The following is a 13450-nucleotide window of genomic DNA, read 5'->3' as shown; positions in this document are numbered from 1 at the left end:
CGGTTCGCGCGCGTACTCAACGTCAAGCGTGGCTCTCTGGAATGGCATAACACTACTCTTCCCATGCGGCGCCGGTCTTGGCGTTGCCGCGCCGCTTCTGGTTCGCGCGGCATTACGAAGAGGAAAAGCAATGACTATGTTCAATAAGATCGTCAAAGAATTTCAGTGGGGACAACATAAGGTTCGCCTCGAAACCGGCGAGATCGCTCGTCAGGCGAGCGGTGCCGTGATCGTCGACGTCGAAGATACCGTGGTGCTGGCCACCGTGGTCGGCGCCAAGACGGCCAAGCCGGGCCAGGACTTTTTCCCGCTGACCGTCGACTACCTCGAAAAGACCTACGCCGCCGGCAAGATCCCGGGTGGCTTCTTCCGTCGCGAAGGCCGTCCGTCGGAAGGCGAAACGCTGATCTCGCGCCTGATCGACCGTCCGCTGCGTCCGCTGTTCCCGGAAGGCTTCTACAACGAAGTCCAGGTCGTGATCCACGTCCTGTCGCTGAACCCGGAAATCCCCGCTGACATTCCCGCGCTGATCGGCGCGTCGGCAGCGCTCGCCGTGTCCGGTCTGCCGTTCAATGGCCCGGTCGGCGCAGCACGCGTGGCCTATATCAACAACGAATACGTGTTGAACCCGACGCGTCCGCAAATGAAGGAATCGGCACTCGACCTGATCGTCGCCGGTACGGAGCGCGCGGTGCTGATGGTGGAATCGGAAGCGCAGCAACTGAGCGAAGAAGTGATGCTCGGCGGCGTGGTGTTCGGTCATGAGCAAATGCAGATCGCGATCGACGCGATCCACGAACTGGTCCGCGAAGGCGGCAAGCCGGAATGGGATTGGCAGCCGGCGGCGAAGAACGAGCCGCTGATCGCACGCGTGACGGAACTGGCGCAAGCCGACCTGCTCGCCGCCTACCAACTGCGCGACAAGCAAGCCCGTTCGACCAAGCTGAAGGAAGTCTACGCAGCCACGTCGAAGAAACTGGAAGAAGACGCTGCAGCAAGCGGCACGGTGGCGGCCGACAAAGCAACCGTCGGCAACGTGCTGTTCGATATCGAAGCGAAGATCGTCCGTACGCAAATCCTGAACGGCGAACCGCGTATCGACGGCCGCGATACGCGCACCGTGCGCCCGATCGAAATCCGTACCGGCGTGCTGCCGCGTACCCACGGCTCGGCACTGTTCACGCGCGGCGAAACGCAAGCGCTGGTAGTGGCGACGCTCGGCACGAAGGGCGACGAGCAGAACATCGACGCGCTTGAAGGCGAGTACCGCGAACGCTTCATGCTCCACTACAACATGCCTCCGTTCGCGACCGGCGAAACGGGCCGCGTCGGTTCGCCGAAGCGCCGTGAAATCGGTCACGGCCGTCTGGCCAAGCGCGCGCTGGCTGCATGCCTGCCGAGCGCCGACGAATTCGGCTACTCGATTCGCGTCGTGTCGGAAATCACGGAATCGAATGGTTCGTCGTCGATGGCTTCGGTGTGCGGCGGCTGCCTCGCGCTGATGGACGCCGGCGTGCCGATGAAGGCGCACGTCGCCGGCATCGCGATGGGCCTGATCCTGGAAGGCAACAAGTTTGCCGTGCTGACCGACATCCTCGGCGACGAAGATCACCTCGGCGACATGGACTTCAAGGTGGCGGGCACGGAACAAGGCGTGACCGCGCTGCAAATGGACATCAAGATCCAGGGCATCACCAAGGAAATCATGCAGGTCGCCCTCGCGCAAGCGAAGGAAGGCCGTCTGCATATCCTCGGTAAGATGACCTCGGCGGTGTCGGGCGCGAACACGGTGCTGTCGGACTACGCACCGCGCATGATCACCATCAAGATCAATCCGGAAAAAATCCGCGACGTGATCGGCAAGGGTGGTTCGGTGATCCGCGCACTGACCGAAGAAACCGGCACGACGATCGATATTTCGGACGACGGCGTCGTCACCATCGCCAGCACGAGCAGCGAAGGCATGGCCGAAGCGAAGAAGCGTATCGAGAACATCACGCTGGAAGTCGAAGTGGGCCAGGTGTACGAAGGCACCGTGCTCAAGCTGCTCGATTTCGGCGCGATCGTGAACATCCTGCCGGGCAAGGACGGTCTGTTGCATATTTCCGAAATCGCCAACGAGCGTATCAAGGACATCAACGACTACCTGAAGGATGGCCAGCAAGTGAAGGTCAAGGTCATCCAGACGGACGAAAAGGGCCGCGTGCGTTTGTCGGCCAAGGCGTTGCTGAACGAAGGCGCGAATGGCGCAAGCGGCGCGCCGCAAGGCGAGCCGACGCCGCAGCAGTAATGCGGTAGCGGGGCAACGGCCGGCAGCGCGAATGCGCGCCGGCCGTTTTTCATGAAGGGCGCAGGGTGGATTGCGTTGCAGGTAATGAGAAACGGGTACTCTAGTTGTTCATCCCGGCATGCAACGCAATCCAATCTTGGAGTTGACGCAGATGAAAGCGATCGAAATCACCGAATTCGGTGCACCGGATGTTCTGAAACTGGCGGAGCGGCCCACGCCGCAACCGGCCGCGGGCGAGGTGCTGATCAAGGTGGCCGCATCCGGCATCAACCGTCCTGACGTGTTCCAGCGCAAGGGCGGCTATGCGCCGCCGCCGGGCGCGTCGGATCTGCCGGGGCTGGAAGTGGCGGGCGAAATCGTCGGCGGTACGATCGACGAGAAGAACAATCCGTTTGGCCTGAAGGTGGGTGATCGCGTGTGTGCGTTGCTGGCTGGTGGCGGCTACGCGGAATACGCGGTCGCGCCGTTGCTGCAGTGCCTGCCGGTGCCGGCCGGTTTGTCGGACGTCGAGGCGGCTTCGCTGCCGGAAACGTTTTTCACGGTGTGGAGCAATGTGTTCGACCGTGCGCAACTCGGTAAGGGCGAAGGCGCGCCGAACGAAACGCTGCTGGTGCAGGGTGGTTCCAGCGGCATCGGCGTGACGGCGATCCAGATTGCGCATGCGCTGGGTTTCCGCGTGTTCGCGACCGCCGGTTCGGACGAGAAGTGCCGTGCGTGTGAAGCGTTGGGCGCCGAACGGGCGATCAACTACAAGACCGAAGATTTCGTCGAAGTGATCAAGTCGTTGACCAACGACCGCGGCGTCGACGTGGTGCTCGACATGGTGGCGGGCAGTTACGTATCGCGCGAGTTGACGGCCTTGGCCGACGGCGGACGCATCGTGCTGATCGCGTTGCTGGGTGGCGCGAAAGCGGAGCTGAATCTGAACGAAGTGCTGCGCCGCCGTTTGACGTTGACCGGTTCGACGCTGCGTCCGCGGTCGATCGAATTCAAGGCGAAGATTGCCGCGCAACTCAAAGAACGCGTGTGGCCGCATCTCGAAGACGGGCGCATCAAGCCCGTGGTGCATCGCGTGTTTCCGGCCGCGCAGGCCGCCGACGCGCACACGCTGATGGAGAGCAGCACGCACGTCGGCAAGATCGTACTGTCTTGGGGTCAGGACGCTTGACACGGTCGGTTTGACCCGATCCACCCCACGCAGTAAAATTGTGCGTTTTGCGCACGCCGCATGAATCCGAAAGGCGGACTGTAAGCGCAAACGAAGTCCGCCGCCAAGACAAGACGAGACGATGTCGAAACAACGAGCCAAACTGGTAGTCGGTAACTGGAAGATGCACGGGCGCCTCGCTGAGAATGCCACGCTGTTGCAGGCGGTGGTGCAAGGCGCGGGCGAATTGCCGGCCGACGTGCGCGTCGGCGTCTGCGTGCCGAGTCCGTATCTCGCGCAGTCTCAATCGTTGCTGGAAGGCAGCCGGGTCGTGTGGGGCGTGCAGGACGTGTCAGCGTTCACGCATGGCGCCTATACCGGCGAAGTGGCCGCGCCTATGGCGGTGGAGTTCGGCGCCACGCTCGCGATCGTCGGGCACTCGGAGCGCCGTGCCTATCATCGCGAAAGCGCAGAACTGGTCGCGGTGAAAACACAGCGCGCGCTGGAGGCCGGCTTGACGCCGATCGTCTGCGTCGGTGAAACGCTTGAAGAGCGCGAAGCCGGTTCGACCGAGCAGGTGGTCGGCATGCAGCTGGACGAAGTGCTGGCGAAATTGTCGGTGCAAGAGGCGGCGCGGATCGTCGTTGCTTATGAGCCGGTCTGGGCGATCGGCACCGGCAAGAGCGCGAGTTCGGAGCAGGCGCAGGCGGTTCATGCGTTCCTGCGCGCGCGTCTGGCGGCAAAGGGCGCGGCGGTGGCGGATGTGCCGCTGCTGTACGGTGGCAGTGTAAAGCCGGAAAACGCGGAAGAATTGTTCCGCCAGCCGGATATCGACGGTGGCCTGATCGGCGGCGCGTCGTTGAAAGACCAGGATTTCCTGGCGATCTGCAAGGCGGCAGCCGCAACGAGCGTCGCCGGTTGAGCAGGGCGCCTTGGCGAGGATGACCCCATCCCGTGCAACACGTAGTGTGTCGCGCGGTTAAATAAAGACTCAGGTGAGTGTGATGCTGTATTTGAAAACATTGATTATCGTCGTTCAGCTGTTGTCGGCACTCGGGGTGATTGGCCTCGTCTTGCTGCAACACGGCAAAGGCGCCGATATGGGCGCGGCTTTTGGTAGCGGAGCGTCGGGCAGTCTGTTCGGTGCGACCGGTTCGGCAAACTTTTTGTCACGTACAACGGCGGTTCTCGCCGCGGTGTTTTTTGTCACCACGCTGACGCTCACGTACCTTGGTGCATATCGGGCGAAACCTTCCGCAGGCTTGCTGGGCGCGGCGGTGACTGCGCCGGTCGCGGCTTCGGCTGCTTCGGCACCGGCAGGTGGCTCGGCTGTTTTGCCGGCATCGGCTGCATCCGTTCCTGCGACTGATGTACCGAAATAAATTTTCGTTCAAAGTGCTTTTGTGCGTTGAACAAACTGTTTAGACCAGTTATAATTCAAGTCTTGAAGCGATTCGCGGGTTTTATAAGTTGTTTTCCCGGATTGCATGCAGTGCCGACGTGGTGAAATTGGTAGACACGCTATCTTGAGGGGGTAGTGGCGAAAGCTGTGCGAGTTCGAGTCTCGCCGTCGGCACCAAAATGTTATCTAAATGCCAGCCGCTTGCTTCGCTTCGGCTGGCATTTTCACTTCTGGCGTGCGGCTTGCGTTGGGCTTGCGACATGTGCGTTTCGGAAGTGATTTCGCGTCAGGAGTGCTATGCTCCTGACGGCACTCAGAACCCAACCGATTGAGGACTGTCTTGAACCTCGCAGCCTATTTCCCCGTCTTGTTGTTCCTCGTTGTGGGCACTGGTTTAGGCGTGGCGCTGGTCAGTATCGGCAAGATCCTCGGTCCCAATAAGCCTGATACCGAGAAAAACGCACCGTACGAGTGCGGCTTCGAAGCATTCGAAGATGCGCGCATGAAGTTCGATGTGCGCTATTACCTCGTCGCCATTCTGTTCATCATTTTCGATCTTGAAACCGCGTTCTTGTTCCCGTGGGGCGTTGCCCTGCGCGACATCGGCTGGCCGGGCTTCATGGCGATGATGATTTTCCTGCTCGAATTCCTGCTGGGCTTCGCCTACATCTGGAAAAAAGGCGGCCTCGACTGGGAATGATGGATTAATCGCCGGTTTGCGCGGGTGGCCAAGGCTTGCCACCCCGTCTGGAGTGGAAAGCAAATGAGTATCGAAGGGGTCTTGAAGGAAGGGTTTGTCACCACCACAGCTGACAAACTGATCAACTGGACGCGCACCGGCTCGCTGTGGCCGATGACGTTTGGTCTTGCGTGCTGTGCGGTCGAGATGATGCATGCGGGTGCCGCCCGTTATGACCTCGACCGTTTTGGCGTGGTGTTTCGTCCGAGTCCGCGTCAGTCGGACGTGATGATCGTCGCCGGCACGCTGTGCAACAAGATGGCGCCGGCTCTGCGCAAGGTCTACGACCAGATGGCCGAGCCGCGCTGGGTGATTTCGATGGGTTCGTGCGCGAACGGTGGTGGCTATTACCACTACTCGTATTCGGTGGTGCGCGGCTGCGATCGGATCGTGCCGGTCGACGTCTATGTGCCCGGTTGCCCGCCCACGGCGGAAGCGCTGGTGTACGGCGTGATCCAGTTGCAGGCCAAGATTCGCCGCACCAACACAATCGCCCGTCAATAAGGCCAACGCCTCCCCCACAATATGGCAAGCAAACTCGAGACCCTGAAAGCGAACCTCGAGGCGGCCTTTGGCGGCCTCCTGCAGAGCACTACCGAGGCAATCGGTGAGTTGACGATCGTCGTGAAGGCTGGCGACTACCTCAATGTGGCAACCCGTCTGCGCGACGACCGCTCGCTCGGTTTCGAGCAATGCGTGGATCTGTGCGGCGTCGACTATCAGACCTACGCCGAAGGCGCTTATGACGGTCCGCGTTTCGCGGCCGTTCTGCATTTGTTGTCGGTGCAGAACAACTGGCGTTTGCGTCTGCGCGTGTTCGCACCGGACGACGAAGTGCCGATCCTGCCGTCCGTCGTCGAAATCTGGAATTCGGTCAACTGGTACGAGCGCGAGGCATTCGACCTGTACGGCATCGTCTTCGAAGGCCACCCGGACCTGCGCCGTATCCTCACCGATTACGGTTTCATCGGTCACCCGTTCCGTAAAGATTTTCCTGTCTCCGGTTACGTCGAAATGCGTTACGACCCGGAAGAAAAGCGCGTCGTCTATCAGCCTGTGACGATCGAGCCGCGGGAAATCACGCCGCGCGTGATCCGCGAAGATCGCTATGGCGGTCTGAAACACTAAGAGAACGCCATGGCAGAGATCAAGAACTACACGCTCAACTTCGGCCCTCAGCACCCGGCAGCGCACGGTGTACTGCGCCTCGTGCTCGAACTCGACGGCGAAGTCATCCAGCGCGCCGATCCGCATATCGGCCTGCTGCATCGTGCGACTGAAAAGCTCGCCGAAACCAAAACATTCATTCAGTCGGTGCCGTACATGGACCGTCTCGACTACGTGTCGATGATGGTCAACGAGCACGGCTACGTGATGGCGATCGAAAAGCTGCTCGGCATCGAGGTGCCGATCCGCGCGCAATACATTCGCGTCATGTTCGACGAAGTCACGCGCGTGCTGAACCACCTGATGTGGATCGGCGCGCACGCACTCGACGTCGGCGCCATGGCGGTGTTCCTGTATGCGTTCCGCGAACGTGAAGACCTGATGGACGTGTATGAAGCGGTGTCCGGCGCACGGATGCACGCAGCTTACTATCGTCCGGGCGGCGTCTATCGCGATCTGCCTGACGCAATGCCGCAATACAAGGCATCGAAAATTCGCAATGCGAAGGCATTGTCGAAGATGAACGAGAACCGCCAGGGTTCGCTGCTCGACTTCATCGACGATTTCTTCACGCGTTTCCCGAAGTGCGTCGACGAATACGAAACGCTGCTCACCGACAACCGGATCTGGAAGCAACGTCTGGTCGGTATCGGCGTGGTGAGTCCGGAACGCGCGTTGAACCTCGGTATGACCGGCGCCATGTTGCGCGGCTCGGGTATCGAGTGGGATCTGCGCAAGAAGCAGCCGTACGAAGTCTACGACAAGCTCGATTTCGACATTCCGGTCGGTGTGAATGGCGATTGCTACGACCGCTATCTGGTCCGCGTCGAAGAAATGCGCCAATCCACGCGCATCGTGAAACAGTGCATTGAGTGGCTGCGTAAGAATCCCGGCCCCGTGATGATCGACAATCACAAGGTTGCGCCGCCGTCGCGCGTCGGCATGAAGTCGAACATGGAAGAGTTGATTCACCACTTCAAGCTCTTCACGGAAGGCTTCCACGTACCGGAAGGCGAGGCGTACGCCGCTGTCGAGCATCCGAAGGGCGAGTTCGGCATCTACCTGATCTCGGACGGCGCCAACAAGCCGTATCGCCTGAAGATCCGCGCACCGGGCTATGCCCACCTGTCCACGCTCGATGAAATGGCGCGCGGTCACATGATCGCCGACGCCGTGACGATCATCGGCACGCAGGACATCGTGTTCGGCGAAGTGGATCGCTAGGACGTATTCATCGGCGCGCGTTTTCAGATTGCACTGAAGCGCGCGTCAAGCAAGGAACGCCGGGTCTGTCGCAGCATGATGTGAGCGACGGGTTTTCGTTCGGTAGGAATTGAAAGAGTCGTGTCTGAAAATGATCTCAGCTGAAGGCCTGAAAGAAATCGATCGTGCGATCGCGAAGTATCCCGCCGATCAGAAACAGTCCGCCGTGATGTCGGCGTTGGCCACTGCTCAGGAAGAGCATGGCTGGCTGTCGCCCGAACTCATGCAGTTCGTCGCGGACTATCTCGGCATGCCGGCAGTCGCCGTGCAGGAGGTGGCTACCTTCTACACGATGTACGAGACCTCGCCTGTCGGCAAGTACAAGATCACGCTCTGCACGAACCTGCCGTGTCAGCTTGGCCCGGACGGCGGCTCGGACAGCGCGGCTGAATATCTGAAGCAGAAGCTCGGCATCGACTTCGGCGAAACCACGCCCGACGGCAAATTCACCCTGAAAGAAGGTGAATGTATGGGCTCGTGCGGCGACGCGCCGGTGATGCTGGTGAACAACCATCGCATGTGCAGCTTCATGAGCCGCGCGAAGATCGACCAGCTGCTCGAGGAACTTTCGAAATGACGTGTTTACACGATCGTCACATCAAACCGCTGATTCTCGCCGGCCTGAACGGCGATAACTGGCATCTCGAAGACTATGTGGCGCGCGGCGGTTACGCCCAGCTGCGCCGTATTCTGGAAGAGAAGATTCCGCCCGAGCAGGTGATTGCCGACGTCAAGGCGTCGGGTCTGCGTGGCCGAGGCGGTGCAGGCTTCCCGACCGGCCTGAAGTGGAGCTTCATGCCGCGTCAGTTCCCCGGCCAGAAGTACCTCGTCTGCAATTCGGACGAAGGCGAACCGGGTACGTTCAAAGACCGCGACATCCTGCGCTTCAATCCGCATGCGCTGATCGAAGGCATGGCCATCGGCGCGTACGCGATGGGCATTACGGTCGGCTACAACTATATCCACGGCGAAATCTGGGAAGTCTACAAACGCTTTGAACAAGCGTTGGACGAAGCTCGCCGCGCCGGGTTCCTCGGCGAAAACATCATGGGTTCGGGCTTCTCGTTCGAACTGCATGCGCACCACGGTTACGGCGCCTATATCTGCGGCGAAGAAACCGCGCTGCTCGAATCGCTGGAAGGCAAGAAAGGCCAGCCGCGCTTCAAGCCGCCGTTCCCGGCGAGCTTCGGCGTGTATGGCAAGCCGACCACGATCAACAACACCGAGACGTTTGCCGCAGTGCCGTTCCTGCTCGCAATCGGTCCGCAGAATTACCTCGAGATCGGCAAGCCGAATAACGGCGGCACGAAGATCTTTTCGATCGCGGGCGACGTCGAGCGTCCGGGCAATTATGAAATTCCGCTCGGCACGCCGTTCTCCACGCTGATGGAACTGGCCGGCGGTATGCGCGGCGGTAAGAAGATCAAAGCCGTGATTCCTGGCGGCTCGTCGGCACCGGTCATTCCGGGCGACATCATGATGCAGACCGACATGGACTACGACTCGATCGCCAAGCAGGGGTCGATGCTGGGTTCGGGCGCGGTCATTGTCATGGACGAGACGCGTTGCATGGTGCGCTCGCTGTTGCGCCTGTCTTATTTCTACTACGAAGAGTCGTGCGGTCAATGCACGCCTTGCCGCGAAGGCACGGGCTGGCTGTATCGCGTCGTGCATCGTATCGAGCATGGGCTTGGCCGTCCGGAAGATCTGGATCTGCTGAACTCGGTCGCCGAAAACATCATGGGCCGCACGATTTGCGCGCTCGGCGATGCGGCGGCCATGCCGGTTCGCGGCATGCTCAAGCACTACTGGAACGAGTTCGAATATCACGTCGCCCACAAGCATTGCCTCGTCGGCGGTCACGCCGGCGCAGCAGCGGCGTCGGAAACAGTGGCGGCTTGAGCGCAGACAAGCACACGTAAGTGCGCTGAACAGGCACGCACCAGAACACGTCAACCGCGGGATTCATCGCCTGAAACGGGCGATGAACAGGCGAACGATTGAGCGGTAACAGGTTAAGGAAGATTGACCATCATGGTTGAACTTGAAATAGACGGCAAGAAAGTAGAGGTGCCTGAAGGCAGCATGGTGATCCAGGCTGCGCATAAGGTCGACACGTACATTCCTCACTTCTGCTATCACAAGAAGCTGTCGATTGCGGCCAACTGCCGGATGTGTCTGGTCGATGTCGAAAAGATGCCGAAGGCGGTGCCCGCATGCGCCACGCCGGTATCGGCCGGCATGATCGTGCGCACCAAGTCGGACAAGGCGGTGAAGGGTCAGCAAGCCGTGATGGAATTCCTGCTGATCAACCACCCGCTGGATTGCCCGATTTGCGACCAGGGTGGCGAGTGTCAGTTGCAGGATCTGGCCGTGGGTTACGGCAAGTCGGCATCGCGCTATAGCGAAGAAAAGCGCGTGGTGTTCCACAAGAACGTCGGCCCGCTGATCTCCATGGAAGAAATGTCGCGTTGCATTCACTGCACGCGTTGCGTGCGTTTCGGCCAGGAAGTGGCCGGCGTGATGGAACTCGGCATGCTGGGCCGCGGCGAGCATTCGGAAATCACTTCGTTTGTCGGCAAGACGGTGGATTCGGAGTTGTCGGGCAACATGATCGATCTGTGCCCAGTCGGTGCGCTCACCAGCAAGCCGTTCCGTTACAGCGCCCGCACGTGGGAACTGTCGCGCCGCAAGTCGGTGAGCCCGCACGATTCCGTCGGCGCGAACCTCGTGGTGCAGGTGAAGAACAATCGCGTGATGCGCGTGCTGCCGTTCGAAAACGAATCCATCAACGAATGCTGGATTTCGGACAAGGACCGCTTCTCGTATGAAGGCCTGAACAGCCCCGAGCGTCTGACGCAGCCAATGCTCAAGCAAGGCGGCAAGTGGGTCGAGACCGACTGGCAAAGCGCGCTCGAATACGTGGTGAAGGGTTTGAAGGGCATCAAGGGCGACCACGGCGCGAACGCGCTGGCCGCACTCGGCAGCGCCCACAGCACGGTCGAAGAACTGTTCCTGTTGAAGCAACTGGCGCAAGCGGTCGGCACGCCTAACGTCGACTTCCGTCTGCGTCAGTCGGATTTCTCCGCGCCGGTCAATGGCGCGCCGTGGCTCGGCACCGCCATCGCCGATCTGTCGAACGTCGACGCCGCGCTGGTGATCGGCTCGGATCTGCGCCGCGACCATCCGCTGTTCGCCGCGCGTTTGCGTCAAGCTGCCAAGGGCGGCGCGAAGCTCACGCTGGTGCAGTCCACGAATGACGACGCGCTGATTCCGCAAGCGGAGCGCGTGGTTGCCGCGCCGTCCGCATGGCTCGACGCGCTGGCTGGCATTGCCGGCGCAGTGTCGGAAGCCAATGGCGTCGCGCTGCCGGAAGCTTTCGCCGGCACGCAGCCTACGGATGCGAACAAGCAGGTCGCCAAGTCGCTCGCTTCGGGCGAACGCCGCCTCGTGTTGCTGGGCAACGGTGCGGTCCGTCATCCGGATTTCGCGCTCATCCACGCCGCAGCGCAATGGATCGCGGACGCGACCGGCGCGACGCTGGGCTTCTTCACGGAAGCGGCCAACACGGTCGGCGCGCATCTCGTGAATGCATTGCCGGGCGAGGGCGGTTTGAACGCTCGCGACGTGTTCGAGCAGCCGCGCAAGGGTTATGTGTTGCTGAACGTCGAGCCGGAATTCGACACGGCCAATCCGGCGCAGGCTTTGGCCGCGCTGAAGCAGGCTGAAATGGTGGTCGTGCTGTCGCCGTTCCAGACGGGCGCCGAATACGCCGACGTGCTGTTGCCGATCGCGCCGTTCACGGAAACGGCCGGTACGTTTGTGAATGCCGAAGGTACGGTACAGACGTTCAACGGCGTGGTGCGCCCGCTCGGCGACACGCGTCCGGCATGGAAGGTGTTGCGTGTGCTGGGCAGCCTGCTGGGCGTGCCGGGCTTCGAATTCGATACGTCGGAGGAAGTGCGTACGGCCGCTCTCGGCGACGGCGAACTGAACTCGCGTCTGTCGAACAAGACGGGCGTCGCAGTTGCGCGCGGCAAGGCGGCTAAGGCGGCGGAAGGCAAGTTCGAGCGCATTGCGAACGTGCCGATCTATCACGCCGACGCGCTGGTGCGTCGCGCGGAGTCGCTGCATCTGACCGCAGCGGCACGCGCAGCGAACACGGTCGGTCTGCCGGCTGCGCTGTTCGACAAACTGGGTTTGAAGGAAGGCGACGCAGTGCGCGTGCGCCAGGGCGAGCAATCGGTGCAGTTGCCGGCCGTGCGCGACGCGAATCTTGCGGAGACGGTCGTCCGCGTATCGGCGGCTACGCCGGCCGGTGCAGCGCTGGGCAGCCTGTTCGGTGAACTGGTGGTGGAGAAGGCGTAAATGAGCTTGTTCGATACGATCAACTCGGGCGGCACCCAGCTTCTCGGTGTGGCATGGCCCACGGTGTGGGCACTGGTGCGCATCCTGGTGGTGGCCGTCGTGATCCTGCTGTGCGTGGCTTACCTGATTCTGTGGGAACGGAAGCTGATCGGCTGGATGCACGTGCGTCTCGGCCCGAACCGCGTCGGCCCCGCAGGTCTTCTGCAGCCGATCGCCGACGTGCTTAAGCTGCTGCTGAAAGAAGTGATTCAGCCCGCGCAAGCAAGCCGCTGGATCTACATGATCGCGCCGATCATGGTGGTGGTGCCGGCCTTCGCGGTCTGGGCGGTGATTCCGTTCCAGGCGGGCGCGGTGCTCGGCGACATCAACGCCGGTCTGTTGTACGCGATGGCGGTTTCGTCGATCGGCGTGTACGGCGTGATCCTGGCCGGCTGGGCGTCGAACTCGAAGTACGCGTTTCTCGGCGCCATGCGCGCCGCGGCGCAGATGGTGTCGTACGAAATCTCGATGGGCTTCGCGCTCGTCGTCGTGCTGATGACCGCTGGCACGCTGAATCTGTCGGGCATCGTCGCTTCGCAGGAACATGGCATCTTCGCGTCATACGGCTTGAACTTCCTGTCGTGGAACTGGCTTCCGCTGCTGCCGATGTTCGTCGTGTACTTCATCTCGGGCATCGCCGAAACGAACCGTCACCCGTTCGACGTGGTGGAAGGGGAGTCGGAAATCGTCGCGGGCCACATGATCGATTACTCGGGTATGGCGTTCGCGCTGTTCTTCCTCGCCGAGTACATCAACATGATCGTGATCTCGGCATTGGCCGCAACACTGTTCCTCGGCGGCTGGAGCGCACCGTTCGGGTTCCTGTCGTTTATCCCGGGCATCTTCTGGCTTGTGCTGAAGGTTTTCTTGCTGTTGTCGGTGTTCATCTGGGCGCGTGCCACATTCCCTCGCTACCGCTATGACCAGATCATGCGTCTGGGCTGGAAGATTTTCATTCCGGTTTGCGTGGTGTGGCTCATCGTGGTCGGCTTCTGGATCATGTCGCCGTTGAACATCTGGAAATAAAGGGCGGAT

Annotated in this window: 12 protein-coding genes and 1 tRNA gene; all 13 read left to right on the top strand. The window is 61.1% G+C overall.

What is annotated here, in order from left to right; translation table 11 throughout:
• The first annotated feature begins 130 nt into the window (after positions 1-130).
• The 13 genes from pnp (at position 131) to nuoH (ending at position 13441) form a co-directional block, all read left to right on the top strand.
• The gene (pnp, locus tag BLW71_RS10020) at positions 131-2290 is read left to right on the top strand and encodes a polyribonucleotide nucleotidyltransferase (protein ID WP_177204995.1); all 2160 of its coding nucleotides are present in this window, start codon (positions 131-133) and stop codon (positions 2288-2290) included.
• 151 nt (positions 2291-2441) lie between these two features.
• Entirely contained in the window at positions 2442-3458 is a 1017-nt protein-coding gene (locus BLW71_RS10015) for an NAD(P)H-quinone oxidoreductase (RefSeq protein WP_091800672.1), read from the top strand.
• Between the two features lie 121 nt (positions 3459-3579).
• A complete protein-coding gene (tpiA, locus tag BLW71_RS10010; RefSeq protein ID WP_091795826.1) occupies positions 3580-4359 on the top strand; it encodes a triose-phosphate isomerase in 780 nt (259 codons plus the stop codon).
• A gap of 82 nt (positions 4360-4441) precedes the next feature.
• Entirely contained in the window at positions 4442-4819 is a 378-nt protein-coding gene (gene secG / locus BLW71_RS10005) for a preprotein translocase subunit SecG (protein WP_091795823.1), read from the top strand.
• A 112-nt stretch (positions 4820-4931) separates the two neighbouring features.
• A tRNA-Leu gene (locus tag BLW71_RS10000) sits at positions 4932-5016 on the top strand.
• Positions 5017-5179: 163 nt separating this feature from the next.
• On the top strand, positions 5180-5539 hold the full coding sequence (locus BLW71_RS09995; RefSeq protein WP_013339872.1) for an NADH-quinone oxidoreductase subunit A: 360 nt from the start codon (positions 5180-5182) through the stop codon (positions 5537-5539).
• A gap of 63 nt (positions 5540-5602) precedes the next feature.
• Positions 5603-6082 (top strand): NuoB/complex I 20 kDa subunit family protein, encoded by a 480-nt coding sequence (locus tag BLW71_RS09990; RefSeq protein WP_006052903.1) that lies wholly within the window; start codon positions 5603-5605, stop codon positions 6080-6082.
• A gap of 21 nt (positions 6083-6103) precedes the next feature.
• The gene (locus BLW71_RS09985; RefSeq protein ID WP_091795820.1) at positions 6104-6706 is read left to right on the top strand and encodes an NADH-quinone oxidoreductase subunit C; all 603 of its coding nucleotides are present in this window, start codon (positions 6104-6106) and stop codon (positions 6704-6706) included.
• 9 nt (positions 6707-6715) lie between these two features.
• Positions 6716-7969, top strand: coding sequence for an NADH-quinone oxidoreductase subunit D (locus tag BLW71_RS09980; protein ID WP_091795817.1), 1254 nt, complete (start codon positions 6716-6718; stop codon positions 7967-7969).
• 130 nt (positions 7970-8099) lie between these two features.
• A complete protein-coding gene (gene nuoE, locus BLW71_RS09975) occupies positions 8100-8585 on the top strand; it encodes an NADH-quinone oxidoreductase subunit NuoE (protein WP_007175612.1) in 486 nt (161 codons plus the stop codon).
• On the top strand, positions 8582-9910 hold the full coding sequence (gene nuoF, locus BLW71_RS09970) for an NADH-quinone oxidoreductase subunit NuoF (protein ID WP_091795814.1): 1329 nt from the start codon (positions 8582-8584) through the stop codon (positions 9908-9910). Before nuoE ends, nuoF begins: the two co-directional genes overlap by 4 nt.
• 132 nt (positions 9911-10042) lie before the next feature.
• Complete coding sequence (gene nuoG / locus BLW71_RS09965; protein WP_091795811.1) at positions 10043-12376, top strand: NADH-quinone oxidoreductase subunit NuoG; 2334 nt, start codon at positions 10043-10045, stop codon at positions 12374-12376.
• A complete protein-coding gene (nuoH, locus tag BLW71_RS09960) occupies positions 12377-13441 on the top strand; it encodes an NADH-quinone oxidoreductase subunit NuoH (protein ID WP_091795808.1) in 1065 nt (354 codons plus the stop codon). It abuts the gene before it with no gap.
• Positions 13442-13450 lie beyond the last annotated feature (9 nt).

The sequence above is a fragment of the Burkholderia sp. WP9 genome (genome assembly GCF_900104795.1).
GTDB lineage: Bacteria > Pseudomonadota > Gammaproteobacteria > Burkholderiales > Burkholderiaceae > Paraburkholderia.
This window is presented reverse-complemented; position numbering and strand designations above follow the sequence as displayed.